This window comes from Cellulomonas sp. P5_C5, assembly GCF_054049655.1.
This window is the reverse complement of sequence record NZ_JBFULY010000006.1, coordinates 48302-72157: the sequence shown is the minus strand read 5'-3', so window position 1 is coordinate 72157 and position 23856 is coordinate 48302. Positions and strand designations below refer to the sequence as shown.

Below are 23856 nucleotides of genomic sequence, written 5' to 3'. Positions count from 1 at the left end.
GGAAACTGTCGATGTCCGTCACCGCCCGAAGGGAACCGACCATGAGCCCTACCGTCGTCCTGATCCACGGAGCCTTTGCCGACGCGTCCGGCTGGGGCGGGGTGATCACCCGGCTGACCGCCGCAGGTCACGCCGTCTACGCCCCCGCCAACCCGCTGCGCAGCGTGTCCTTCGACGCGGCGTACATCCGGTCCTTCGTGTCGACGATCGAGGGTCCGGTGATCCTGGTCGGGCACTCGTACGGCGGCGCGGTCATCACCAACGCGGCCGTCGGCGCGGACAACGTCACCGCGCTCGTCTACATCGCGGCGTTCGCGCTGGAGGAGGGGGAGGCGGTCGGCGCGGCCACGGCCCTGGGCAGCGACGGGCCGCCGCCCGACCTCACCCAGATCATCGTCCTGCGACCGTTCCCCGACGCGGGAGAGGGCAACGGCGACGCCTACCTCAACCCGGCGGTGTTCCCGCAGGCGTTCTGCCAGGACCTGCCGCCGGAGGAGGCAGCGATCATGGCGGTGTCGCAGCGGCCCGCCGCGCTGGCCACCCTCGGGGAGCCGTCCGGTCCGCCCGCCTGGCGGACGCTGCCGTCCTGGTACCTGGTCGCGTCGCAGGACCGGGTGATCCCGCCGGCGGCCGAGCGCGCGATGGCCGAGCGGGCGGGCTCGACGACGGTCGAGATCGACAGCTCGCACGTCGCGATGATCAGCCACCCCGACGAGGTCGCGGACCTCATCCAGCAGGCGATCGACGCGGTGAGCTGACCAGCGGCGCGGGGAACCGGGGCATGACCGAAGTGCCGTGCAGCCACGCGGTGAGCCGGTCGGCCTCGGTGTCCAGCGCTCCGCGCGCGTCGGCGCCGACGTCCTCGAGCAGGACCAGGTCGACGGCGCCGTCCTTCGTCGACCAGCCGCCGACGATCCGCCCGTCGACCCAGATCGTCGCGCCCCCGTTGCCGGCGGTGTCGAACACCTGAGGGCGGTGCGGGCCGAGGTACCAGTCGCGCTCGGACCAGCCCATCGTGGTCGGGTCGAGGGCGGGCAGCAGCGCGACCCAGGGCTCCACGGGTCCGACGGGCTCGGTGTCGTCGGGCAGCACCCAGCCCGAGCCGCCGCCGTCCAGCGACACCTCGACCGCGCCGACGTCCCGCAGCGCCTGCCGCACCGCGGTGAGCGTCGAGCCGAGCCACCACTTCAGGTCGAGGGTGGTCCCGGGGCCGAACCGGCGCAGCCACCGCTCGACCAGCTGCGCGCGGGCGACGTCCTCGGGGACCGCCGGGATCGGCTCCCCCAGCCAGTCGGCCGCGAGCGCCCAGGTGGGCCGCGACGACGTCCACGAGCCGAGGTTCCCGGCGCGCACGATCGTCCCGGCCGCCTGCAGGCACGTCATCACACGCGACACCACGGGGAACGACCCCGCCCAGGACTTCCCGTGGCCGTACGCGATCGACCCCTCCAGCACCGGCTCGCGCTCCCGGAGCTGCGCGGCGGTGAGCGGCCCGTCGGCCAGGCCTGCCACGGCGGCCGCCGTCACCTCGTCGAACCACCGTGACGCGTCCTCGACGAGGCCCGCCTCCCGGACCTCCTTCTCCAGCCGACGCCGTTCGACCCCCGCGACCTTGTCGCTCGACGCGGCCTGCACGATCGGCAGCAGGTCCCGGCCGACCGCGAACAGCGTCCGGCGCATGGCCAGGTGCTTGACCAGGGTGCGGTCGTCGTAGAACGCGCGGTCCAGGTCCGGCACCGTGAACCCGTCGACGCGCGCCCAGGCCGACAGGTACAGCCCGGCCGGGTCGGTGGCGTGCAGGCAGACCATCGCGTCGGCGGCGGCCTCGACCCCGGTGACGCGGAACGGCGGGGCCACCGCGTGCCGGCGAGCGAGGCGCGCGCGACGCTCGTCGTCGTCGAGGTGGGTCACCGGGCGATCGTCTCAGCCGACCGTGTGGTTGTAGAGCCAGTCGTTGCGGGTGTCGTTCGCTGCCCTCCGCAGGAACATCGGCATCATCGCGTCCCGGATCGCCACGCCGAGGCGGCTCGTGGTGACGCGCTTCTGCGCGTTGATGGCCCGGGCGTACTTCACGACCGCATCCGTGCGCGGCTGACGCGCGGACTGGTAGGTGGCGAACGCGGTCGTGAGATCGCGCTCGCGACGCAAAGACCCGGCCAGGACCGCCGCATCCTCCAGCGCAAGCGACGCCCCCTGTCCGGCGCTCGGGCTGGTGGCGTGCACGGCGTCCCCCACCGCGACGACGCGCCCGCGGCTCCAGCGCGGCACCCCGACGAGGTCGTCGATCGGGTACGGGCGGAGCTCGTCGGAGGTCGCCGCGAGGATCAGCGGGACCGGGTAGGGGTCGTCGGCGTGCAGCGCGCGCAGGTCGTCGAGCGTGACCACGGCGTCCCGGTCGGGCGCCGTGACGTTGGCGAACCAGTAGGTGGTCCCGTCGGCCCGCACGAGGTAGCCGAAGAACGAGCGGGCGCCGAAGACGAAGTGCTGCGTCTCGGGCGTCGGCTCCAGACCGGGCACCCGCGCGAACCCGCCGAGCCCGACCAGCCCGCTGTACACGGGCTCGGGGGCGTTCGGGTCGATGTAGCGGCGCGTCGGGGAGCCGATGCCGTCGGCGCCGACGAGCAGGTCACCCTCCGCGACGGTCCCGTCCGCGAACRTGGCGCGCACGCCGTCGGCATCCTGGTCGATGGAGACCAGCCGCGCGCCGTAGGTGGTCGGGACGCCTGCCGCCTGGGACCCGTCGCGCAGCACCTGGTGCAGCCAGCTGCGCCGCACGATGACGCTGCCGCGCTCGGGCTCGCGCGCCGGACCGTTGGGCACCGTGCCGAGCTCCTTGCCGGTCCGGCTCCACATGACCATCCGCCCGGCCCGGTGGCCGTCGGTGAGCAGCCGGTCGCGCAGCCCGAGCGTGTCCAGGACGGCGAGGCCGTTCGTCGCGACGTTGAGGAACAGGCCCGCGTACGGGTCGGGCTCGTGGTGCGCCTCGTAGACGTGGGTGTCCCAGCCGTCCCGTGCGAGGAGCTGCGCGACGGCCGGACCGGCGACCCCGCCGCCGATGACGAGTGCTCTGGGCATGACGCCCCCCTTTGATACCGTAGAAGTGCGAGACTCTCGTTTTCAGAGTCTCTCGTATTTCGAGAGAGTAGGCCGCCGATGGGATCCCTGTCAACGCGCGAGCAGTCCATCGCGCGCATGGCCGACGTCATGCGCGACTTCATGGCGAACGCCGTGCTGTTCCAGGACGCGGTCGCACGCACGGGCGGACTCAACAGCACGGACCTGCAGGCGGTCAGCCTGCTGATGAGCCAGGGGCCGGCCACCCCCGGTGAGCTGGCCGAACGCACCGGCCTGAGTGCCGGCGGCGCCATCACCGCGGTGATCGACCGGCTGGAGAAGGCCGGCTACGTCAGCCGCCAGCGCGACCAGACCGACCGGCGGCGCGTCATCGTGACCGCCGACGTCGACAAGGTCCTGCAGCAGGTCGGCCCGATCTACGGCCGCGTCGGCGCGCGCTGGGCCGCCTACCTGGACACCCTCACCGACGAGCAGATCGACCTGGCGAACGAGCTCTTCACGCAGGCGAGCCAGATCAACCGCGAGGAGATCGACCTGCTCAAGGAGAGCCGATGATCGAGGTCAGGGCGCCCGACGGCCGGACGCTGCGCGCCTACGACGTCCCCGTCGACGACCCCGTCCTCACCGTCGTGTGGCACCACGGCACCCCGAACGTGGGTACGCCGCCGGAGCCGCTGCTGCCCGCGAGCGCAGCACGCGGGATCCGGTGGGTGTCCTACGACCGCCCCGGCTACGGCGGCTCGACGCCGCACCCGGGCCGCGACATCGCGTCCGCCGCGGGTGACGTCGAGACGATCGCCGACGCCCTCGGCCTCGACCGGTTCGCGGTCCTCGGGCACTCCGGCGGCGGGCCGCACGCCCTTGCCTGCGCGGCACTGCTCGGGGACCGGGTCGTCGCCGCCGTGAGCGGGTCGGGTCTCGCGCCGTACCCCGCCGACGGCCTCGACTGGTTCGCAGGCATCAACCCGGCCGGCACCGCCGAGCTGCGCGCCGCCGTCGAGGGCCGCGCGGCGCTCGAACGGGTGCTGACCGCCAGCGAGTACGACCCGGAGATGTTCACGCCGACGGACCACGCGGCGCTCGAGGGTGACTGGGGCTGGCTCGGGCGGATCGCCGGCGAGGCGCTGGAGGGCGGCATCGGCGGGATGGTCGACGACGACCTCGCCTACGTCGCACCCTGGGGGTTCGACCCGGCCACGATCGCCGCACCGGTGCTCCTGCTGCACGGCGAGGCCGACCGGGTGGTGCCCAGCAGCCACGCGCGGTGGCTGGCCGACCGCATCCCGTCGGCCGAGCTGTGGCTTCGCCCCGGCGACGGCCACGTCTCGGTGCTCAGCGCCGCGACCGACGCCCTCGACTGGTTGCTCTCGAAAGTCGGTGCCCCGCACGGGTGAATCGCTTCGGTGCCTGGTCACCGCGCGGACTCGTCGTGAAGGTGGACGGACGCCCCCGTCTCCCGTCAGGGAAGCGGTTCCTGACGGTGGGCGCTCCCGGGGGGTCAATGTCGACATCTTCGCGAAGGGGATACCCCATGTCCGTCCGAGCACGACCTCGCACTCTGGTCACCGCGCTCCTCGCCGTGGCCATGGCGCTGGTGGCCGCCGTCGTCACCTCACAACCCGCGTCCGCCCACGGTTCGGTCACCGACCCTCCGACACGCAACTACGGCTGTTGGGAGCGGTGGGGCAGCAACCACCTCGACCCCACCATGGAGCAGAAGGACCCCATGTGCTGGCAGGCCTGGCAGGCCGACCCGAACGCCATGTGGAACTGGAACGGGCTCTACCGCGAGAACGTCGGCGGCAACCACCAGGCCGTCATCCCGAACGGGCAGCTCTGCTCCGGTGGCCGCACCCAGGCGCCGCGCTACAACGCCCTCGACGCCGTCGGGCCCTGGGTGGCCAAGGGCGTGCCCACGTCGTTCACCCTCACCCTCACTGACAGCGCCAAGCACGGCGCCGACTACCTGCGCATCTACGTCTCGAAGGCCGGCTTCGACCCGACCACCGAGGCGCTCGGCTGGGACGACCTGGACCTGGTCAAGGAGACCGGTCGCTACGGCACCACCGGGCTGTACCAGACGGACCTGAACCTGTCCGGCCGCAGCGGCCGCGCGGTCCTGTTCACCATCTGGCAGGCCAGCCACCTCGACCAGCCGTACTACCTGTGCAGCGACATCAACATCGGTGGCGGCAACACCACTCCCACCCCCACCCCGACGCCGACGGTGACCTCCACGCCGACGCCGACCCCGACGCCCACCGGTGGCACCGGTGCGTGCACGGCGACGGTCAAGGTGGTGAACAGCTGGAACGGCTCGTTCGTCGGTGAGGTCACGGTGAAGGCCGGCTCGACCGCACTGAGCAGCTGGMGTGCCACGGTCTCCGGCGCCACGCTGACCCAGGCGTGGAACGGCACCCTCTCCGGCACGAACACCATCACGAGTGCCGCGTGGAACGGCTCCGTCCCGGCGGGTGGCACGGCGACCGCCGGCTTCATCGCCAACGGGACCGGCAGCGGCCTGACCGCAGTCTGCGGCTAGCACCGCACAGCTCGACCTGACGCCCGCCCGTCCCCGTCCGTCGGGGGCGGGCGGGCGTCATCATGAGTGGCATGGCAGCAGAGCCCGTCACGACCGTCGAGCGGCACGCCACCTGGAAGGAGCTGTTCTTCGACCTGGTGGTCGTCGCCGGCATCGGCCAGCTGGCGCACCTGCTGCACGAGGACACCGAGCCGACGACGCTCGGCCTCTACGCCGTCCTCTACCTGGCGTTCTGGATCTCGTGGGCCGGGTTCGCGGTCTACGGGAACATCGCGGGCGACGACGCCAAGACCCATGTGCTGATCACCGCGATGCTCGGCCTCGCGGTGATGGCCGCGTCCGTGCCGGGCATCCACGGCTCGCGCGCCGCCGCGTTCGTCGTCGCGTACGTCGCCCTGCGCTGGTACGCGGGGGCGGTCGTCCAGCGGGGCAGGGTCCTGCTCGACTGGCCGCTCGCGCAGTACGGGCTCGGGGCGCTTCCCTGGCTGATCTCGCTCTGGGTCGACGCGCCGCAGCGGTACTGGCTGTGGGGCGTCGGGATCGTCATCGACCTGGCGGTGCTGCTCCTGACGTCCGGCGAGCGCGCCCTGCAGGAGGCCGAGGAGCGGCTCGAGCGCGTGAAGACCTCGCGCCGCCGCGGCGGACCGGCGGCCGGGCTCCTGAGCATCGAGGGGAAGCACACCGAGGAGGAGCACCTCTGGGAGCGGCTCGGCCTCTTCGTCATCATCGTGCTCGGCGAGGGGCTCATCCAGGTCATCGACGCCGCCGCCGACTCCGCCGAGTGGGACCGGGCCACCGTGGTGGTCGCTCTCGGCGCCTTCGCCCTGCTGGCGTCCGTGTGGGCCGCGGGTCTGCTGCACGGGACGGCAGGCATCCCCCAGCTGCGGCCGCACGTGGTCGCACCGCGGATCGTCATGGTCCTGCACGCCCTGCTCACCGGCGCACTGGCCGCCCTCGCCGCGGCGCTCGGCGTGGCCGTCGAGCACACGCACGAACACCTGCCGCTGGAGTACCGGGCGCTGCTGTGCGGGGCGGTGGCCGCCTACTGCGCGCTCGGCGTGGTGACCGCGCTGCTGGTGGGCAAGGGGCGCCGGTGGGTCCTGGGCCGTGGGGTGCCGAGCGTCCTGGTGCCGGTCGCCCTGCTGTTCGTCTGGCCCGACCTGCACGTCGGGCTCCTGGTGTGGCTCCTCGTCGCCGTCGTGGTGTGGCTCGTCCTGGAGAAGCCGGCCGACGGACGCCGGCGCCCTGACATCAGCTGACCGTCTCCCGGCGCCGTTCGGCCGCGCGGAGCAGGAGCACGGTCACCGTCCAGACGAGCGCGACGCTCGCGACCAGCACCGAGACGGCGATCAGGGTCCCCGGGAAGCGTTCCTGGAGGACCCCGTCGCAGTACGCGTCGCCGGTGACGCCCGGGGCGAGGTCGGCGTAGGCGAGGCCCTCGTGGCAGTCGAGGCTGATCGCGAACGCGCCGACCCCGAGGAGCAGCCCCCACGGGAGCACCAGGACCAGGAGCCAGGACAGCTCCGCGACGAGCGACCTCGGCGGCAGACCCGGCTCCTGGGCGCGCGACCGCAGCAGTCGCGCGCCGAGCAGGGTCCCGCCGACGAGCAGCACCACGGCCGTGGCCATCAGCACCAGGGCCCCCCTTCCGTCGCGCCCGACGGTACGGCGGGCACGGACTGGATCGCGGCCGCTGGGGCGACGGTCACCCGGACGGGTCAGGGATGCGTGGGCGGCAGGCCGAACGCGTCGAAGTGCTCGAGGCCGATGAAGGCCGTCAGCTCGGTGACCAGGTCGCCGCGGAGCGTCAGGACGTCGATCGACCAGGCGTGGTGCACGTCGTCGCCGGGCGCCCGCAGGTACGACGCGACCGCGGGCTGGCCGTTCGCGCTCGTGGGGACGTGCCGCCATGAGCCGCAGGTGAACGCGACCGTCGTCGCGAACTCGGTGACKGCCTCACGGCCGCGGTACCAGTGCGGCAGCGGCGGCATCGACCAGGTGACGTCCTCGGTCAGCAGCGAGAGGAGCAGGTCGACGTCGCCCCGCTCCAGGGCGGACGCGTACCCGGCGACGACCTCACGCACGCGAGCGTCCGCGACCGGGTGGGTGTCCCGCGCGGGCACCTTCGACGCGACCGTCGCCCGTGCGCGCTGCAGCGCGGAGTTCACCGACGCGGTCGTCGTGTCCATCCAGGTGGCGATCTCGGCGGCCGAGAAGCCCAGCACCTCGAAGAGCAGGAGGGCGGCCCGCTGGTTGCCGGGCAGGTGCTGCAGCGCGGCGACGAACGCGAGCTCGACGGACTCACGCTGCTCGTAGCGGGCGTCGGGGTACGGGCTGAGCCAGGCGACCTCGGTCAGCGGCGCGTCCCCGACCACGGCGTGCTCGCTCGACGGGCCGAGGTCCACGGGCAGCGCGCGCCGGCCGCGCCGGGCGATGAGGTCGAGGCAGGAGTTGGTGGCGATGCGGTAGAGCCACGGACGCAGTGCGGACACCTCGCTGTCCTCCAGCGCGCGCCACGCCCGCAGCAGGGCATCCTGCACGGCGTCGTCGGCGTCGTGCACCGAGCCGAGCATCCGGTAGCAGTGCGCGTGCAGCTCGCCGCGCAGGGGCGCCAGCTGCTCGGTGAAGGCGTCGACCTCGGACAGGTCCGTCATGACCGATGATTCTGCCCCGCGGCGCAAGTCTTACCGGCATGACCACCTTCACCACCGCCACCACGCTCGACGTCCCCGGCGCTCGGCTCCACTACGAGCTGCGCGGCTCCGGCCCTCTGATCGCGCTCGTCGGCGCCCCGATGGACGCCACGGCGTTCGCCCCGCTGGCCGACCTGCTCGCCACCGACCACACCGTCCTGACCACCGACCCCCGCGGCATCAACCGCAGCCCCGTCGACCACCCGGACCGCGACTCGACCCCCGTCGAGCGTGCGTCCGACCTTGCCGCGCTCCTCCGCCAGGTCGACGCGGGGCCCGCGACGGTCCTCGGCTCGTCGGGCGGTGCCGTCACCGTCCTGGCCCTCGTCCAGAGCGCGCCGGAGCTCGTGCACACCGCCATCCCGCACGAGCCGCCCCTCGACGAGCTCCTCCCCGACCACGCCGACCTGTACGAGAAGTCCGAGCGGATGATCGCCACCTACCTGACCGGGGACACGCGCTCGGCGTGGCGGCAGTTCATGGACATCGGCAACCTGCAGATGCCCGACGAGGTGTTCGAGATGTACTTCGGCTCACCGCGCGAAGGCCAGGACGCTGCCGACGAGCACTTCCAGTTCGCGCACATGCTCCGGCACACCGTGCGGTTCCGGCCCGACGTCGAGGCCCTGACAGCCGCCCCGACGAGGATCGTCGTCGGCATCGGCGAGGAGTCCACGGGCGAGCTGTGCGACCGAACGTCGCGCGCGCTCGCGGCCCTGCTGGGCATCGAGCCGACCCTGTTCCCGGGGGACCACATCGGCTTCGCCGAGCAGCCGGACGCGTTCGCGGTGCGACTCCGCGAGATCCTGGGCGCATGACTCTCGACGCCACGTTCACCGCGCCCATCCGCAAGGACGGGGCCTTCGCCACCTACCTGGAGCTGGACGGCTCCGCGGAGCTGCTCGGCACCCGCAAGGCGGTCAAGGTCACCGGCACGCTCGACGGCCACGAGTTCGCCGCGACCCTGATGCCCTCGGGCACGGGCCCGCACTGGCTGCCCCTGCGCAAGGCCCTGTGCACGACGATCGGCAAGAGCGAGGCAGGCGACCTGGTCGAGGTCCGCCTCCTGGACCGCCTCACCTGACAGGCAGAAGACTTCGTCCTACCGGGTAGGACGAAGTCTTCTGCCTGGTGGTGGCTAGCCGCCCGTGATGACGAACTGGCTGCCCGGCTGGGTGACCACGTTGCCCGTGGCGTTGCCCGAGAACGTGACGTTGCTCAGGATCGCGTTGCCGCGGATCCCGCTCATCGCCAGGATGCCGGCGCCGTTGCGGCTGTTGGTGATCCGCACGTTCGTGATCTTGACGTCCGGCACGACGCCGCCGCCGTTCTTGAACTGGATGCCGTCGTAGGTGGAGTCGTCGATGTCGGTGTCCCGGATGGTGACGCCGGTGATGTCCAGGGTGCTCGGGAAGATCGTGATGGCCCCGAACTCCTGGTCCTCGTTCCAGAACGCCCCGCCGGTCCGGTACAGACCGTTGTTGGCGATCAGCGTCGTCCCACCGAACGGCAGGGGGCTGTGGTCGGTCGCCAGCATGATGCCCGGGTAGTTCATGGTGTCGTAGACGAGGTTGTTCTCGATCGACTGGTTGGAGCCGCCGTAGACAGCGATCCCGTTGGCGCGCCACGGCAGCTGGATCGTGTTGTTCACGAAGTGGTTGTCGTGGGCGTTGTCGGTGGTCCGGTCCTTGACGTACGGGTTGGCCCAGATGGCCAGCGCGTCGTCACCGGTGGTGCGGAACGACGAGTTGAACACTCGCGAGTTCCGGGTGCCGTTGGAGAAGTTGATCCCGTCGGCGTAGGTGTTGCGGATCCGCATGCCCGAGAACTCCAGGCCGTCGGCGGGTCCCCAGAGCTCGGGGATGTTGTCGTAGTCCCGGCCCACCCAGACGCCCACGTTGGCGTGCTCGATCCACACGTTGCTGATCTTGGTGCCCGTGCCGAACCGGCCGTTGAGGCCGACGCCGCCCTCGTCGTTCCCGTCGCCGCCACGGATCCGGCCGGAGCCGAAGATGGCGATGTCGGAGATCTGGGTGCTGCCGTCGATGTCGAACCCGAAGTTGCCCTCGTGCGGGTGGTTGAGCGTGTTCGCGTCCTGCGGCTCGATCAGCGAGTAGAGCTGCGAGTGCCACATGCCGGCCCCGCGGATCGTCACGTTCGAGATGCCCACCTGGTTGTACATCCCGCGGTTGAGCGGGTCGTCGGTGAGGATCTTCTTCTCCTGGCGCCACTGCCCCTGCGGGATCCAGACGCAGCTGATCTGGCCGTTCTGGTCCGCCGTCACCGCCGCCTGGAGCGCCGCGGTGTCGTCGAGCCCGTCGTTCGGCACCGCGCCGTACGCCGTGATCGAGGTGCACTCCGCGGGCTTGGACAGCGGCGGCGCCACCTGCTCCAGGTCGACGGAGTCGATGACGTAGAACGCCGCCGTGTCACCCGCGTCGCGCTGCAGCCGGAACACCGTGCCCGCCGGGTAGGACTGCGCGAGCAGCGCGTGGGACTCGTCGAACAGCCGTCGCGCGTCGCCGCCCGGGGTGTTGGACAGGCCCTCGGGCTGGTCGGTGGTCCCGTACAGCCAGCTGTGCCGGGACGACAGCGTCACCTTCTGCACGAAGGTCCCGTTGGCGTAGAGGCTGATCGTGGCGTCCTGACCGCCGCCGCCCGCCGCGTCCGGGATCGAGTTCCGGATCACGATCGAGTTGGTGGCGTTGGTGGACGTCAGCTGGACGTACTGGCCCTGGCTGGTCAGGCGTACCGACTTGCGACCCGAGGACTCGGTGCCGAAGTTGGTGTGCCCGAACGTCCGCAGCGCGTCGGCCTCGAGCAGGGTGCCCGTGTAGGTACCGGCCTCCGCCTCGTACGACGTGTACGGGACGGCTGCCCCGCGTCCGACGACGATCGACTGCGCAGCTGAGTTGTTGTTCTCGTTGGTCTCCGCGACCGCGTTCGTCGCGTCGGCCGTGGCGGTCAGCGTGGCTCCGCCGGTGGCGGCGGTCCACGTGCCGTTCAGGGCGACGGTCGCCGTGGCGCCGGCGACGAGCGCGCCCGTCGACCCGGTGAGCGTGGTGCTGCCGACGACGAGCCGCGTGGTGGACGCGCCCGCCGACTGCGAGCCCCGGTTCTTCACGGTGACGGTGAAGCTCACCGACGAGCCGACCGCCGGGTTGGCCGGGTTCGACGCGATGGCGAGGACCTGCAGGTCCGGGCCGGGCGCCTCGGTCACGACGACCTTGGTCGGGTTGCTGTAGCCGTTGTTCGCCTCGTTCTGCTCGACGACGGTGTTGGCGGGGTCGACGACCGCGCCGATCGTGTACGAGCCTGCGGGGCGGGTGCCGATCGACTTGCTCACCGTGGCTGACTGCCCCGCCGCGAGCGCAGGCACGGCCACGGAGTCGACGCGGGTCCCGTCGACCGTGAGGTCCACAGTGGCCGCGGCCGACGCGAGGTTCCCCCCGTTGCGCACCGTCGCGGAGAGCGTGATCGCGGCCGTCTCGACGGGCGACGCCGGGCTGGCCGTCACCGCGGTGACGGTGAGGTCGGGGTTGGGCGCCGGGAGGCCGACCACGTTGAGCGCCGACACCTGCCCGTTCCCCGCACCGGTGTTGGCGGTGAAGACGAGCCGCACGTCCGTGGCCGAGCCGCTGACCGGGATGGTCACCTTGTTGCCCGACCCGGGTGCGAACGCGTACGCGGCCGACGCCTTGAGCGATGTCCACGCTCCGGTGCCGACGCGCCCCTCGATCGAGAACGTCTGCGTCCGGGCACCCCAGGCAGCGGCCGGCGGGACGCCGACGACCACCTGCTGGAGCGTCGACTGCGACGCCAGGTTCACGGCGAGCCAGCTCGGGTAGGCGCCGCCCGCGCCCTCCCAGTACGTGGTCGGGTCGGGGTCGACGGCGTTCCCGGCGACGAACGAGAACTCGGTCGACGACGCCGTCGCGGGCCGTCCGGCGGCGAGGTCCTCTCCCGTGCCACCCGGCGCGTTCACCACGAGGGACGCCGTGGCGCTGTTGTTGCTCTCGTTCGACTCGGCGACCGACCCGGCCGGGTCGATCGTCGCGACCAGCGCGTAGGTCCCGGCGGCACGCGTGCCGATGCTGATCGACACGTTCTGCTGCGCGCCGGCGGCGAGCGCCCCGACGTTCGCCGTGCCGACGGCGGTGCCGTTCAGGGTGAGCGCGACCGTCGTCGCGGCCGACCCGGCGGTGCCGGTGTTGCGGGCCGTCCCGGTGACCGTGACGACGTCCGTGGGCGTCGGGCTCGCGGGCGACGTGCCCGTGAGGCTGACCTGGAGGTCCGCGGTCGTGGGCTCCGGTCCGGTGGAGACGACGACCGAGCCGGACGCCGCGTTGTTGGTCTCGTTCGACTCGGCGACGGTGTTCGCGGGGTCGACGGTGACCGTGACCGGGTACGTGCCGGTGGCCCGGGTTCCCGCGTTCACGGTGATCGTGGTCTGCGCACCGGCGGCGAGCGCCGGGACGGTCACCGTGCCGACGGTCGTGCCGCCGAGCGCGACGACGGCCGTGGTCGCGGCGGAGCCGGCGGTGCCGGAGTTCCGGACGGTGGCGCCGACGGAGATCGCCTGCGTCGGCGTCACGGTGATCGGGTTCGCCGTGAGCGCGACCTGGAGGTCGGGGCTCGTCGGCACCGGTGTGGTGCTGCCGAACAACTGCAGCTCGGCCACCTGGGCGTTGGAGGAGCCGGTGTTGGCGGTGAGCACGAGCCGCACGTCGGTCGCGGAGCCGGTGACCGGGACGGTCACGGTGTTGCCCGACGACGGGTTGAACGCGTACGCGGCGGACGCCTTCAGGGTGCTCCACGAGCCGCTGCCCGTGCGGCCCTCGACCGCGAACGTCTGCGTCCGGCTGCCCCACGCCGGGTCGGGGTTGAGCTTCACGACCACCCCGGTGAGCGTGGACTGCGCGGCCAGCGACACCGTGAGGTTCGACGGGTACGCACCCGGCGCACCCTCCCAGTAGGTGGCGGTGGAGCCGTCGACCGCGTTCCCGGCGACGTAGGTCTGCTGCACGGAGGTCGYGGTGATCGGACGGCCCTGCGCGAGGTTGCTGCCCTCCGGCGGGTCGACCGGCGGTGTCGACGAGTTCCCGTAGACCTCGACCTCGGACAGCTGCGCGGCGGGCCAGCCGGTGTTGGCGCTCACGGCGGCGCGCACGTAGCGGACGCTGGTGTCCGTCACGTCGACGGCGACGGTGTTGCCGCCGGTGAACGCGTAGGACGCGGACGCCTTGAGCGTCGTGAAGCTGGATCCGTCGGTCGAGCCCTGGAGCGTGATGGTCTCGGTGCGGGCACCCCAGCCGCCGGGGATCTTCACGGTGATGTCGGTGACCGTCGCGGCGGCACCGAGGTCGATCTGGACCCACTGCGGGAACGCGTTGTTCGCGGACTCCCAGTAGCTGGCCTGGTTGCCGTCGGTGACGTTGCCGGCGACGTAGGTCTGGTTCGAGCTGCTGGCGGTGGCGGGCTTGCCCGCGGACAGGAGCACGGGGGCGGCGGACGCCCCCTGTGCCACGAGCGCGACGCCCAGGGGCGCGACGAGCGCGATCGTGGCACCGGCCACGATCGCGTGCTTCAACCGAGTTCTCATGGACGTCCTCGTTCTCCCTGCGTCGTTGCAGGGGTCGACCCTGTGAGGGGTGTGAAGAGCGGACGGCGAGATGAGTGCGGTTCATCGCGACCGGGATGCACGGCTTTGTGCATTCTGTTTGTCGAGTTCTTGCAGTAGTGAGGTGCGACATTACGAACATCCCGCACATCCCGTCAAGAGCGCGTGTCACCGGGTCACGCTAGGTTTTCCACGACGGAGAGGGGACACCCATGTCGTTCCAGGCCTACCTGGACACCATCGAGGACAGGACCGGGCTCACACCGCGGCAGCTGGTGGCGATCGCKCACGAGAAGGGCCTCGACGCCCCCGGCGCCAAGGCAGGCGGCGTCGTGACCTGGCTGGCGGAGGACTACGGCCTCGGCCGTGGGCACGCCATGGCCCTGTGGCACGTGATCTCGAAGGGTCCGACCATCAGCACCAAGCACGTCGGCACGGACGGTGTGCACCGCGACGAGTCCGAGACGCTGTGGCTCGACGGCAAGGCGACGAAGCCGGCGTGACATGACCACCACCGACGACTACATCGCGACGTTCCCCGACGACGTCCGCCCGATCCTGACCGAGGTCGCCGAGGCGCTGCGCCGTGCGCTGCCCGGGGCCGAGGAGCGGATCCGCTACGGCATGCCCGCGTTCATGCTCGACGACCGGTACGCGCTGCACTTCGCCGGCTGGAAGCACCACGTCGGGCTCTACCCGGTGGCGCCGCTGGAGGCCGGCCTGGAGGCCGAGGTGGCGCCGTACCGGGCAGCGAAGGACACCGTGAAGCTCCTCTACAAGGACCCCGTGCCGACCGCCCTCGTCGAGCGCATCGCCGTCGCGCTGCGCGCACAGCATCCCTAGAGCGTCGCGGCGAGCTTGTCGAGCGACGACTCCAGGCCCTGCCGGGACAGCTCGGCGGTCTGCGCGTCGGCGTACCCGCGCTCGACGATCGTCATGAGCCCGTCGCGCACGGTGACGACGTGGGGCACCTCGCGCGGGATGCCGGGCGGGAAGCCGAGGTCCTGCGGGTCGTAGGAGCCGCCGTCGGCGTCGCTGAACCCGTTGACGAACTCCAGCCGCTCTCCGTCGTCGATGCGCGTGTACGTCCACGTGTTCCAGAGGTCGACCCCGTCGGGCGTCCGCATCGCGACGAGCGAGACGCCGCCCACCCGCACGTCCAGCCGCGCGACCGGGCACGTGAACCCCTGGGGCCCCCACCAGGAGCGCACGACGGCGGAGTCGGTCCAGGCGGCCCACAGCGCGCTCGCCGGGGCGTCGAACGCCCGCCGCACCTCGAGGTCCGTCATGACGCCAGCACCTCGTCGAGCAGGGCCATCGACGCCCGCGTCCCCGACTCGAGCCCGCCGGACGGCACCCAGCCGTCGCGGTCCTCGACCGACGCGAACAGCGACACCGACGTCAGCCGGCACCCGGTCGGCGTGGCCTCGAACGTCTCGACCACCAGCTGCAGCGCCCCCGGACCACCGGGCTCGAACTCGTAGGTGGACACGAGCCGGTGCGGTGCGCTGACCTCGTGGAACACGCCCCGCATCGGGTACTCCGTGCCGTCGGCGCGCGTCATGACCAGCCGCCACCGCCCGCCGACGCGCAGGTCGTGCTCGTCGACGACGACCGCGAACCGCTCCGACCCCTTCCAGCGCGGCATCAGGTCCGGGTCCGTGTAGGCGCGGAACGCCAGCTCGGGCGGCGCCTCGAAGTCGTGCACGACGACGACGTCCTGCCGTCCCGGCTCGACGATCAGCTCAGTGGTTCCCATCGTTGGTTCCCCTCGTCCTTGCGAATCCCGGCGATCTCGCGGTCCAGGGCGTCGAAGCGCTGCCGGAACGCGGCCCGGTGGTGCTCCAGCCAGTCGGTGGCGTCGTCCAGCGCGTCCTCACGGAGCCGGCTCGGCCGCCACTGCGCGCGCCGGCCCCGCGTGATCAGGCCCGCCTCCTCGAGCACCCGCAGGTGCTTGGAGACGGCCTGCGTCGTCATGTCGAACGGCTCCGCCAGCTGGGACACCGTCGCCTCGCCGTCGGCCAGCCGGGCGAGGATCGCCCGGCGGGTCGGATCGGCGAGGGCGGCGAACGTCGCACTCAGCGGATCCACCTGTGAAACCTCTCGGTTGTGCAACTTGTTGGTTGAAGAATGCTCCTGGAGCGGTCCGGTCGTCAAGCGCATACGCTCGCGAAGGCGGCGACGCCGCTGCACGGCTGCGAGACGAGGGGAGTGTCCATGAGCATCAACGACGACGACATCACCACCGAGCCGGCACCCGCAGGGGAAGGTCCCGCGGACGGCGGCGCCAACCCGGGCGGTCACGACGGCGGCGCGGACGGCTCCGCGGGCGAGGGACCGGCCGACGGCGGCGCGAACCCCGGCGGGCACGACGGCGGGGCCGACGGCTCCGCGGGCGAGGGACCGGCCGACGGCGGCGCGAACCCCGGCGGGCACGACGGCGGGGCGGACGGCTCGGCGTAGTGCCAGAGCCCGCCCTGAGGCGGCACGAACGAGTGCGCGGACCGGTCCTGCGGTCCGCGCTCTCGCGCTGCATCGGCATCCCGGCGTCGCGGTTCGCCGACGAGCACTGGGGTCGCGCGGCCCTGCTCTCCCCCGCGAACGACGACTTCACGGACCTGTTCTCCCCGGCCGCGGTCGACGAGCTCGTCGGGCGGCGCGCCCTGCGCACCCCGTTCGTCCGGCTGGCCCGCGAGGGCTCCGTGCTGGCGCCGGACCGGTTCACCGCGTCCGGCGGGCTCGGCGCCGAGGTGTCCGACCAGGTGTCCAGCGACAAGGTGCTCGCCGAGTTCGCGGCCGGCGCGACGATCGTGCTCCAGGGCCTGCACCGGATGTGGCCGCCGCTGGTCGACTTCACGCGGGAGCTCGTCGAGGAGCTCGGGCACCCCGCGCAGGTCAACGCGTACGTCACGCCGCCGTCGTCGCAGGGCTTCTCGCCGCACTACGACACCCACGACGTGTTCGTCCTGCAGGTCTCCGGCGAGAAGCACTGGGTCATCCACGCACCCGTGCACCCGGACCCGCTCAAGGACCAGGTCTGGACCGACCACCGCGCCGCCGTCGCCGACGCCGGCCGTGGCACCCCCGTCATCGACCGCGTCCTGCGCCCCGGCGACGCCCTCTACCTGCCGCGCGGCTGGATCCACTCCGCGACCGCGCTGGGCGACACGTCCATCCACCTGACCGTCGGGCTGTCCGCGTACACCCGGGCCGACGTCGTCGACACGCTCCTGAGCCTGGTCGGCGACTCCGCAGCCCTGCGCGCCTCCCTCCCGATGGGCATCGACGTCAGCGACCCCGACCAGCTGCGTCCGATCGTCGAGGAGACGGTGACCGACCTCGTCGCGGCACTGCACGCCTCTGATCCGACGAGCCTGTCCGCCCGACGCCTCGGCGCCCGGTTCGACCGCGACACCCGCCCTGAACCAGTCGCCCCGCTCGCCACCCTCGACGCGATCACCGGACTGACCGAGAACACCCGCGTCCGGTGGCGCGGCGGCTACGGCGGCCGCATCGAGACGGCCGGTGACCGCGTCCGGCTGACCGCGCGGGGCAGCGTGCTGTCCCTGCCCGTCGAGGCGGCGCCGGCCCTGGAGACGCTCCGCACCGGCGACCCGGTCACCGTCGGGTCCCTGCCCGGGCTCGACCTGGCCAGCGCGCTCGTGGTCGTCCGCCGCCTGCTGCGCGAGGGCGTGGTGGTGACGACGTCGTGACCGACGGCTGGGTGCCCTGCAGCGACGGCGCCCGCGACCGAGGCGACCCCCTCGTCGCCACCGGGTCCCACGGAGACCGCTGGTTCCTGGTCGAGAACCAGGCCGCGTGGGGCCGGCACGCGCTGCTCGACCCGCCGTTCGACCACGCCCTCGGCCGCGCGCTGGTGCACCGGATCGAGGCCGACGGGATCCGGCCACTGGCCATCCGGCGACCGGGGCGACGAGCCCCGCAGGTCGGTGTCCGGTGGGCGCTCGTCGACTCGCGCCCCGGCCGGGAGTCCGTGCGGTGGGGGCACGTCGACCACCCGCGCGACCTGCTGGACGTGCCGCTCGACGGCTCCGCGGGCGCGCCGTCGGAACGGCCCGTCTTCGCCGTCTGCGCCCACGGCCGCCACGACCAGTGCTGCGCGGTCCGCGGGCGGGTGGTCGCCGCGCGGCTGGCCTCCGCGTACCCGGAGGAGACCTGGGAGTGCTCGCACCTGGGCGGCGACCGCTTCGCCGGCACGATGGTCCTGCTCCCGCACGGCCTCTACTACGGCTGGGTCGACGACGGCGACGCGGTCACCGTGGCCGACGCGTACCTCGCCGGACGCGTCGCGCCCCGGTTCCTGCGCGGCCGCAGCGCCTGCTCGCACCCGGTGCAGGCCGCACAGCACTTCGCGCGGGCGCACCTGGGCGATGACCGGATCGACGCGTACCCGCCGCTGAGTGAGGACCGCACCGCCGACGGCTGGACCGTCCGCCTCGACGCGCCCGACGGTCCGCTGACCGTCGCGCTCGTCGAGACGTCGTCGGCCCCCCTGCTGTCCACCTGCACCGCGACGCAGGCGCTGCCGGTGCGGCAGTGGGCGCTCTCCGGGATCGCGCGCTAGGACGCCTGCGAGATCCGGACCGTGTTGCCCGACGGGTCGCGGAACGCGCAGTCGCGCGGGCCCCAGCCCTGGTCGGTCGGCTCCTGGAGGACCTCGGCGCCGGACGCCTGCGCCTTCTCGAACGTGGCGTCCACGTCGTCGGAGGCGAACACGAGCATCGGCAGCACGCCCTTGGCGAGCAGCTCCTCGATGACGTCGCCGTCGGCCTGCGACCTGCCGGCGTGAGGGTCGGACAGCACGATGCCGAGCCCGGGTTGGGCGTCGCTGCCGAGTGTGACCCAGCGGTGGCCGCCGGACGACACGTCCTGCTGGACCTCGAGCCCGAGCGCATCCCGGTAGAAGGCGAGCGCCTCGTCGACGTCGCTGACGGTGATGTTGGTGTACTGCAGTGAGATCGTCATGAGACCGACCCTAGGAGCGGGGTTCCTGCGGGCGCTTCTTCGTTCCTGACCGATCAGGGGACGATGTAGCCCGCTGTCCGGAACAGCTCGTACCACTCGGCGCGGGTCAGGGGCACGTCGGAACCCTGCGCCGCCCCGGTGACGCGGTCGGGGCTCGTCGTGCCGAGAACCACCTGCATCTGCGCGGGGTGCCGGGTGATCCACGCGGTCGCGATCGCTATGGGAGGGACGCCATACTTCCCCGCCAGCCGGTCGATCACCGCGTTCAGCTCCGGGTAGTCGGGCGAGCCGAGGAACACGCCGGTGAAGAACCCCGCCTGGAACGGGGACCACGCCTGGATGGTGATGTCGTTCAGGCGGCAGTAGTCGAGGATGCCGCCGTCGCGGTCGATCGACTGGTCCTCCGCCTGCATGTTGGCGGCGACCCCGCGGGCGATGACCGACGAGTGCGTGATCGACAGCTGCAGCTGGTTGGCCACGATCGGCTGGCGCACGAACTTCTTCAGCAGAGCGATCTGCCCGGGCGTCTGGTTGGAGACGCCGAACGCGCGCACCTTCCCCGCCGCCTCGAGCTGGTCGAACGCCCGCGCGACCTCCTCCGGCTCCACCAGTGCGTCAGGGCGGTGCAGCAGCAGGATGTCGATGTAGTCGGTGCCGAGGGCGTCGAGCGAGCCGTCGACCGACTCGATGATGTGCTCGTAGGAGAAGTCGAAGCCGTCGGGCGGGACGATGCCGCACTTGGTCTGGATGACGACCTCGGCGCGGTCGGCCGGCGTCAGCCGCATCGCGTCGGCGTACCGCCGCTCGCACACGTGCATCGCCCCGCCGTAGATGTCGGCGTGGTCGACCATCGTGATCCCGGCGTCACGGGCGGCACCGACCAGCGTCCGGATCTCGTCGTCGGTCTTGTCGCTGATGCGCATGAGCCCGAGCACCACGTTGGGCACGACGATGTCGGTTCCGGGCAGGGTGAAGGTCTTCATCGCCCCATGCTGCGCCGCGACCCCGCGGACCGCGCGCCGAGACAGCGGCCTCGCCTGCGGGTTCAGTCCGAGGACGTCGTCCTGCCTGCGAGGACGACGTCCTCGGGTTGTGGCAGAGACGCGAGCAGGCTCGCCTGCGGGCGGCGCTCGCGGCCGACGGGCTCGCGGACCAGGCGGGCGTCGGTCGTGAACCCGGCCGCCTCCAGGAGCGCGGCCACCGTGTCCGGGGAGTGCAGCCACGCGTCGCAGTCCACGTCGTGCCCGTACGCGTGCGTCAGCGACCGGTGCTCGTCGGCCCCCGCCTGGAAGCCCAGCAGCAGGTGCCCGCCGGGCGCGAGCACGCGACGGAGCTCGGCGACGACCGCCGGCAGCCMGTCGGGTGGCGTGTGGATGATCGAGTACCAGGCCAGCACGCCCGCGACCGCACCGTCGGGAAGGTCGAGCGCGGTCATCGACCCCACGTCGAACCGCAGCGCCGGGTACGCCCGCCGCGCCACCGCGATCATGCCCGGGGACAGGTCGATACCGACCACGTCGAGGCCCACCCCGGCCAGGTATGCCGTGAGACGACCCGTCCCGCAGCCGACGTCGGCGACCGGGCCGTCCACGCGGTCCGCGAAGTCGGCGAGCATCGCGCGGTCCAGCGGCCCCTCGGCGTCGAGCCCGGTCACGATGCGCGCGTAGTCCTCCGCGACCGTGTCGTACGTCGCGCGGGTCGAGTCGAGCCCCACAGGGTCAGGCCCGGACGACGAAGCCCGCGCGGAGCAGCACCTCGTCGCGCGACGACGGCCCCACCAGCAGCTCGAACGTGCCGGGCTCGACGATCCGCCGGCCGCCCGCGTCGACCAGCGTGCAGTCCGCGACGGGCAGGGTGAGGTCGACGACCACGCGCTCGCCGGGCGCGACGTCCACCTGCCGGTACGTCTTGAGCTCCTTGGTCGCCCAGGTCACGGACGTGACGGTGTCGCGGACGTAGACCTGCACGGTCTCCCGCGACGGGCGCTCCCCCGTGTTGTGCAGCGTGACGTGGGCGCGGACGGTGTCCTCGGCCCCGAGCACCGGCTCGACCACCTGCAGGTCCGCGTACTCGACCGTGGTGTAGGACAGCCCCTCACCGAACGCGAACGGCACCCGCTGCGTCAGGTCCGCGTACCGCGTGCCGTGCTGACCCGGCAGCTGGTTGTAGAACACGGGCAGCTGGCCGACGTGCTCCGCGAACGTGATGGGCAGCCGCCCCGACGGCTCGATCCGGCCCAGGACCAGCTCGGCGATCGCGGTCCCGCCGCGCATCCCCGGGTTGGCGGCCCAGATGATCGCGGCGGCGTTCCTGGCCGACGGCGGGAGCACGTGCGGCTTGCTCGCGATCACCACGACGACCATCGGCGTGCCGGTCTCCGCCAGGGCGTCGAGCAGGGCCACCTGCCCGCCGACGAGGTCGAGCGTGGCGGTGGACCGGCCCTCGCCCACGAGCTCGATGCGGTCGCCGACGACCGCGACGACGACGTCGGCGTCGCGCGCCGCGGCCACCGCCTCGGCGATCAGCGCAGCGTCGGGCTCGACCGGGAACACGACCTGCGGACGCGGCTGGCCGTCGGGGAAGAACTCGCCCTCCGGGTCGGCGCCGAGCGTGAGGATGTCCGCGCCACGGGCGTGCGTGACGGTCCAGCCGTCGGGCACCTGGTCGCGGAAGCCGTCGAGCACGGTCTGCGTCAGCTCGCGCGGGTGCCCGTCGGGCAGCCAGTCGGCCTGACCCGAGGCGCCCGCCCAGTCGCCGAGCTGGGTGTGCTGGTCGTCGGCGTTGGGACCGACGACGGCGATCGTCCTCGGTGCGGCCGACAAGGGCAGCGTGCCGTCGTTGGTGAGCAGCACCAGCGAACGACGGGCCAGCTCCAGGTTCAGCGCGGCGTGCTCGGCCGAGCCGATGACCGCCGTCTGGCGCTCGACCGACGGGTGCCGGGGGTCCTCGAACAGCCCCAGCTCGAACTTCAGGGTGAGGATCCGGCCGACGGCGGCGTCCAGGGCGGCCTCGTCGAGGAGCCCCTCGTGCACGGCCTCCTGCGCACCCTCGAAGAAGCCGGGCGTCGTCATGACCATGTCGTTGCCGGCCCGCACGGCCGCGGCCGACGCGTGCGCGTAGTCGGGCTGGATGTGCTGCTCCCAGACCATCCGGCCGACGTTGTCCCAGTCGGTGACGAGCGTGCCCTCGTACCCCCACTCGCCGCGCAGCACCTCGTTCAGCAGCCACTCGTTGATCGTGATCGGCACCCCGTCCATCGACTGGTACCCGAGCATGAACGTGCGGCAGCCCTCGCGGGCCACGCGCTCGAACGGGGGCAGGAACCAGGACCGGAGCTTGCGGCGGGAGATGTCCGCCTCGGTGGCGTCGCGGCCGCCCTGCGTCTCGGAGTAGCCGGCGAAGTGCTTGGCGGTCGCCAGGATCGCGGTCGGGTCCGAGAGCCCGCTGCCCTGGTAGCCGCGGACCATCGCGGAGGCCAGCTCGCCGAGCAGGAACGGGTCCTCGCCGAACGTCTCGCTGACCCGGCCCCAGCGCAGGTCCCGGGCGATGCAGAGCACCGGGGAGAACGTCCAGTGGATGCCGGTCGCGGCCACCTCGACGGCGGTCGCGCGCGCCGCCTGCTCCAGCAGGTCCGCGTCCCAGGACGCCGCCATGCCGAGCTGCGTCGGGAAGATCGTCGCGCCCTCCCAGAACGAGTGCCCGTGGATGCAGTCCTCCGCGACGAGCAGCGGGATCTGCAGCCGCGTCTGCGCGGTCAGCTCGTGCGCCTGCCGCACCCGCTCCGGCGACGTGTGCAGGATCGACCCGACGTGCAGGTTCAGGACCAGGTCCTCGACCCCGCCCTGGGCGTTCAGCTGCATCATCTGCCCGACCTTCTCCGGGAGCGTCATGCGCCCGACGAGGTCGGCGACGCGCTCGGCGACGGGAAGGGAGGGGTCCTGGTAGGGCGCGTTCATGGCGATGTCCCGGTGTCGGATCGATTCGACGATGATGTCTGCGGGACACCCTAGAGGAGCGCGCAGATGACGGACGAGTACGAAGCGGTTCGGGGCAAGCTGAACGACGGCTCGCTCTACGTGGACTACGGCCCCGGGCTGGAGGCGCTCGAGGCCGAGCGTGTCGCCGGCAAGGAGCTGACCTACGACTTCAACCACTCGCGCCCCGGCGAGGCCGCCCGGCGGACGTCGCTCCTGCGGCAGCTGCTCGCCTCCGTCGGTTCCGACCCCTGGATCGAGCCGCCGTTCCACGTGTCGTACGGCTCGCACGTGCATGTCGGTGACGGGTTCTACGCCAACTTCAACCTCGTGCTCGTCGACGACGCCGACATCCACATCGGCGACCGCGTGCTGATCGCGCCCAACGTCACCATCTCGACCGCCGGCCACCCGACCGTGCCCGAGGAGCGCGTCGGCGGCTGGCAGTTCTCCCTGCCGGTCCGGATCGAGGACGACGTGTGGATCGGCGCGAACGTCGTGGTCCTGCCGGGGGTGACCATCGGGGCGGGCAGCGTGATCGGCGCCGGGTCCGTCGTGACACGCGACATCCCCCCGCGCGTCGTCGCGGTCGGGTCGCCGTGCCGGGTGCTGCGGCCGGTGGACGACAGCGAACGTCCGACGCGGCCCGCGTAGCTCGCGCCGTTCGCCCTCACCGTTCTCGCCCGTCGGTCCTCTGACCCTCGGCACCCCACCCTCGCACTCGGCGACTCGGCGCTCGTGCAGTTCTCGCCCGACTCGGCGCAACTGGGTTCGCCTGCGCCCTGAGCGCTCGCCGGCGTTCCTGCGCCCTGATGTTTTCATGAGGCCCGCCACGTTCCCGCGCGCTCGCCCACGTTCTCGAGCACTCGCCCGACGAGGCGCCTCGGGCGATCCCACGGGCGCTCGGGAGCCCCTGTTTGTGCAGGTCAGCCCCGAATGTCAGTACCGTGTCGTACACTTGTTCGA

25 protein-coding genes are annotated in these 23856 nt (G+C 72.4%); 13 read left to right on the top strand and 12 right to left on the bottom strand.

All coding sequences use genetic code 11. The features are described from left to right. The first annotated feature begins 41 nt into the window (after window positions 1–41). Window positions 42–758: an alpha/beta fold hydrolase gene (locus ACXJKF_RS07480; protein WP_456787107.1), complete on the top strand. Its 717-nt coding sequence runs from the start codon at window positions 42–44 to the stop codon at window positions 756–758. Here ACXJKF_RS07480 and ACXJKF_RS07475 read toward each other — a convergent pair. Both ACXJKF_RS07475 and ACXJKF_RS07470 read right to left on the bottom strand, forming a co-directional pair. After that, entirely contained in the window at window positions 727–1911 is a 1185-nt protein-coding gene (locus ACXJKF_RS07475) for a winged helix DNA-binding domain-containing protein (RefSeq protein ID WP_456787106.1), read from the bottom strand. The two genes, ACXJKF_RS07480 and ACXJKF_RS07475, sit on opposite strands and share 32 nt — an antisense overlap. 12 nt (window positions 1912–1923) lie before the next feature. After that, on the bottom strand, window positions 1924–3075 hold the full coding sequence (locus ACXJKF_RS07470; protein WP_456787105.1) for an FAD-dependent oxidoreductase: 1152 nt from the start codon (window positions 3073–3075) through the stop codon (window positions 1924–1926). Between the two features lie 78 nt (window positions 3076–3153). Here ACXJKF_RS07470 and ACXJKF_RS07465 point away from each other — a divergent pair, with 78 nt between their 5' ends. The 4 genes from ACXJKF_RS07465 (at window position 3154) to ACXJKF_RS07450 (ending at window position 6876) form a co-directional block, all read left to right on the top strand. Further along, the gene (locus ACXJKF_RS07465; protein ID WP_456787104.1) at window positions 3154–3630 is read left to right on the top strand and encodes a MarR family winged helix-turn-helix transcriptional regulator; all 477 of its coding nucleotides are present in this window, start codon (window positions 3154–3156) and stop codon (window positions 3628–3630) included. Beyond that, on the top strand, window positions 3627–4469 hold the full coding sequence (locus tag ACXJKF_RS07460; protein WP_456787103.1) for an alpha/beta fold hydrolase: 843 nt from the start codon (window positions 3627–3629) through the stop codon (window positions 4467–4469). Before ACXJKF_RS07465 ends, ACXJKF_RS07460 begins: the two co-directional genes overlap by 4 nt. Before the next feature lie 137 nt (window positions 4470–4606). Continuing rightward, window positions 4607–5617, top strand: a complete 1011-nt coding sequence (locus tag ACXJKF_RS07455) for a lytic polysaccharide monooxygenase (RefSeq protein WP_456787102.1) — start codon at window positions 4607–4609, stop codon at window positions 5615–5617. A 71-nt stretch (window positions 5618–5688) separates the two neighbouring features. Then, window positions 5689–6876, top strand: a complete 1188-nt coding sequence (locus ACXJKF_RS07450; RefSeq protein WP_456787101.1) for a low temperature requirement protein A — start codon at window positions 5689–5691, stop codon at window positions 6874–6876. On the opposite strand, the gene ACXJKF_RS07445 is transcribed toward ACXJKF_RS07450, so the two are convergent. Then, window positions 6869–7252 carry a hypothetical protein gene (locus tag ACXJKF_RS07445; RefSeq protein WP_456787100.1) on the bottom strand — a complete coding sequence of 128 codons (384 nt, stop codon included), beginning with the start codon at window positions 7250–7252 and terminating at the stop codon, window positions 6869–6871. The two genes, ACXJKF_RS07450 and ACXJKF_RS07445, sit on opposite strands and share 8 nt — an antisense overlap. An 83-nt stretch (window positions 7253–7335) precedes the next feature. Next, on the bottom strand, window positions 7336–8271 hold the full coding sequence (locus ACXJKF_RS07440; protein WP_456787099.1) for a sigma-70 family RNA polymerase sigma factor: 936 nt from the start codon (window positions 8269–8271) through the stop codon (window positions 7336–7338). A gap of 38 nt (window positions 8272–8309) precedes the next feature. Here ACXJKF_RS07440 and ACXJKF_RS07435 point away from each other — a divergent pair, with 38 nt between their 5' ends. Together ACXJKF_RS07435 and ACXJKF_RS07430 are read left to right on the top strand one after the other, a co-directional pair. After that, window positions 8310–9128 carry an alpha/beta fold hydrolase gene (locus ACXJKF_RS07435; RefSeq protein WP_456787098.1) on the top strand — a complete coding sequence of 273 codons (819 nt, stop codon included), beginning with the start codon at window positions 8310–8312 and terminating at the stop codon, window positions 9126–9128. After that, window positions 9125–9394 (top strand): DUF1905 domain-containing protein, encoded by a 270-nt coding sequence (locus ACXJKF_RS07430; protein ID WP_456787097.1) that lies wholly within the window; start codon window positions 9125–9127, stop codon window positions 9392–9394. Before ACXJKF_RS07435 ends, ACXJKF_RS07430 begins: the two co-directional genes overlap by 4 nt. Window positions 9395–9448: 54 nt before the next feature. Here ACXJKF_RS07430 and ACXJKF_RS07425 read toward each other — a convergent pair whose 3' ends face one another. After that, window positions 9449–13912 carry a CARDB domain-containing protein gene (locus ACXJKF_RS07425; RefSeq protein WP_456787096.1) on the bottom strand — a complete coding sequence of 1488 codons (4464 nt, stop codon included), beginning with the start codon at window positions 13910–13912 and terminating at the stop codon, window positions 9449–9451. A 230-nt stretch (window positions 13913–14142) separates the two neighbouring features. Between ACXJKF_RS07425 and ACXJKF_RS07420 the strand changes: the two genes are divergently transcribed. Both ACXJKF_RS07420 and ACXJKF_RS07415 read left to right on the top strand, forming a co-directional pair. After that, window positions 14143–14433 carry a DUF4287 domain-containing protein gene (locus ACXJKF_RS07420; RefSeq protein WP_456787095.1) on the top strand — a complete coding sequence of 97 codons (291 nt, stop codon included), beginning with the start codon at window positions 14143–14145 and terminating at the stop codon, window positions 14431–14433. A gap of 1 nt (window position 14434) precedes the next feature. After that, window positions 14435–14773 carry an iron chaperone gene (locus ACXJKF_RS07415; protein WP_456787094.1) on the top strand — a complete coding sequence of 113 codons (339 nt, stop codon included), beginning with the start codon at window positions 14435–14437 and terminating at the stop codon, window positions 14771–14773. Here ACXJKF_RS07415 and ACXJKF_RS07410 read toward each other — a convergent pair. Genes ACXJKF_RS07410 through ACXJKF_RS07400 form a run of 3 tightly spaced genes read right to left on the bottom strand, consistent with a single transcriptional unit; the run spans window position 14770 to window position 16021 of the window. Then, window positions 14770–15219, bottom strand: coding sequence for an SRPBCC family protein (locus ACXJKF_RS07410; protein ID WP_456787093.1), 450 nt, complete (start codon window positions 15217–15219; stop codon window positions 14770–14772). The genes ACXJKF_RS07415 and ACXJKF_RS07410 overlap by 4 nt on opposite strands. Continuing rightward, a complete protein-coding gene (locus ACXJKF_RS07405; RefSeq protein ID WP_456787092.1) occupies window positions 15216–15689 on the bottom strand; it encodes an SRPBCC domain-containing protein in 474 nt (157 codons plus the stop codon). The genes ACXJKF_RS07410 and ACXJKF_RS07405 overlap by 4 nt, the downstream gene beginning before the upstream one ends. Then, window positions 15671–16021 (bottom strand): ArsR/SmtB family transcription factor, encoded by a 351-nt coding sequence (locus ACXJKF_RS07400; RefSeq protein ID WP_456787091.1) that lies wholly within the window; start codon window positions 16019–16021, stop codon window positions 15671–15673. Before ACXJKF_RS07400 ends, ACXJKF_RS07405 begins: the two co-directional genes overlap by 19 nt. A 126-nt stretch (window positions 16022–16147) precedes the next feature. Between ACXJKF_RS07400 and ACXJKF_RS07395 the strand changes: the two genes are divergently transcribed. From ACXJKF_RS07395 to ACXJKF_RS07385, 3 genes are read left to right on the top strand one after another with little or no spacing between them, the layout of a single operon-like run. Next, entirely contained in the window at window positions 16148–16393 is a 246-nt protein-coding gene (locus ACXJKF_RS07395) for a BatC protein (protein ID WP_456787090.1), read from the top strand. Between the two features lie 32 nt (window positions 16394–16425). Next, the gene (locus ACXJKF_RS07390; RefSeq protein WP_456787089.1) at window positions 16426–17643 is read left to right on the top strand and encodes a cupin domain-containing protein; all 1218 of its coding nucleotides are present in this window, start codon (window positions 16426–16428) and stop codon (window positions 17641–17643) included. Continuing rightward, window positions 17640–18515: a sucrase ferredoxin gene (locus tag ACXJKF_RS07385; RefSeq protein ID WP_456787088.1), complete on the top strand. Its 876-nt coding sequence runs from the start codon at window positions 17640–17642 to the stop codon at window positions 18513–18515. The genes ACXJKF_RS07390 and ACXJKF_RS07385 overlap by 4 nt, the downstream gene beginning before the upstream one ends. On the opposite strand, the gene ACXJKF_RS07380 is transcribed toward ACXJKF_RS07385, so the two are convergent. From ACXJKF_RS07380 to ACXJKF_RS07365, 4 genes are all read right to left on the bottom strand, one after another. Next, on the bottom strand, window positions 18512–18916 hold the full coding sequence (locus tag ACXJKF_RS07380) for a VOC family protein (protein ID WP_456787087.1): 405 nt from the start codon (window positions 18914–18916) through the stop codon (window positions 18512–18514). The genes ACXJKF_RS07385 and ACXJKF_RS07380 overlap by 4 nt on opposite strands. A 53-nt stretch (window positions 18917–18969) precedes the next feature. Further along, window positions 18970–19899, bottom strand: coding sequence for an aldo/keto reductase (locus ACXJKF_RS07375; RefSeq protein WP_456787086.1), 930 nt, complete (start codon window positions 19897–19899; stop codon window positions 18970–18972). A 62-nt stretch (window positions 19900–19961) separates the two neighbouring features. Beyond that, window positions 19962–20630 (bottom strand): class I SAM-dependent DNA methyltransferase, encoded by a 669-nt coding sequence (locus ACXJKF_RS07370; protein WP_456787085.1) that lies wholly within the window; start codon window positions 20628–20630, stop codon window positions 19962–19964. A 4-nt stretch (window positions 20631–20634) separates the two neighbouring features. Beyond that, complete coding sequence (locus ACXJKF_RS07365) at window positions 20635–22872, bottom strand: exo-beta-d-1,3/1,6-glucosidase (RefSeq protein WP_456787084.1); 2238 nt, start codon at window positions 22870–22872, stop codon at window positions 20635–20637. Window positions 22873–22938: 66 nt separating this feature from the next. On the opposite strand from ACXJKF_RS07365, the gene ACXJKF_RS07360 reads away from it, so the two are divergent. After that, window positions 22939–23544, top strand: a complete 606-nt coding sequence (locus ACXJKF_RS07360; RefSeq protein WP_456787083.1) for a sugar O-acetyltransferase — start codon at window positions 22939–22941, stop codon at window positions 23542–23544. Window positions 23545–23856: the final 312 nt, after the last annotated feature.

What these genes read in the sequence shown, in the direction of transcription:
- ACXJKF_RS07380 (WP_456787087.1), bottom strand. Translation starts at nt 18,916, where the DNA reads ATGACGATCTCACTGCAGTACACCAACATCACCGTCAGCGACGTCGAC.
- ACXJKF_RS07375 (WP_456787086.1), bottom strand. Translation starts at nt 19,899, where the DNA reads ATGAAGACCTTCACCCTGCCCGGAACCGACATCGTCGTGCCCAACGTG.
- ACXJKF_RS07435 (WP_456787098.1), top strand. Translation starts at nt 8,310, where the DNA reads ATGACCACCTTCACCACCGCCACCACGCTCGACGTCCCCGGCGCTCGG.
- ACXJKF_RS07405 (WP_456787092.1), bottom strand. Translation starts at nt 15,689, where the DNA reads ATGGGAACCACTGAGCTGATCGTCGAGCCGGGACGGCAGGACGTCGTC.
- ACXJKF_RS07430 (WP_456787097.1), top strand. Translation starts at nt 9,125, where the DNA reads ATGACTCTCGACGCCACGTTCACCGCGCCCATCCGCAAGGACGGGGCC.
- ACXJKF_RS07415 (WP_456787094.1), top strand. Translation starts at nt 14,435, where the DNA reads ATGACCACCACCGACGACTACATCGCGACGTTCCCCGACGACGTCCGC.
- ACXJKF_RS07480 (WP_456787107.1), top strand. Translation starts at nt 42, where the DNA reads ATGAGCCCTACCGTCGTCCTGATCCACGGAGCCTTTGCCGACGCGTCC.
- ACXJKF_RS07460 (WP_456787103.1), top strand. Translation starts at nt 3,627, where the DNA reads ATGATCGAGGTCAGGGCGCCCGACGGCCGGACGCTGCGCGCCTACGAC.
- ACXJKF_RS07365 (WP_456787084.1), bottom strand. Translation starts at nt 22,872, where the DNA reads ATGAACGCGCCCTACCAGGACCCCTCCCTTCCCGTCGCCGAGCGCGTC.
- ACXJKF_RS07395 (WP_456787090.1), top strand. Translation starts at nt 16,148, where the DNA reads ATGAGCATCAACGACGACGACATCACCACCGAGCCGGCACCCGCAGGG.
- ACXJKF_RS07465 (WP_456787104.1), top strand. Translation starts at nt 3,154, where the DNA reads ATGGGATCCCTGTCAACGCGCGAGCAGTCCATCGCGCGCATGGCCGAC.
- ACXJKF_RS07360 (WP_456787083.1), top strand. Translation starts at nt 22,939, where the DNA reads ATGACGGACGAGTACGAAGCGGTTCGGGGCAAGCTGAACGACGGCTCG.
- ACXJKF_RS07410 (WP_456787093.1), bottom strand. Translation starts at nt 15,219, where the DNA reads ATGACGGACCTCGAGGTGCGGCGGGCGTTCGACGCCCCGGCGAGCGCG.
- ACXJKF_RS07450 (WP_456787101.1), top strand. Translation starts at nt 5,689, where the DNA reads ATGGCAGCAGAGCCCGTCACGACCGTCGAGCGGCACGCCACCTGGAAG.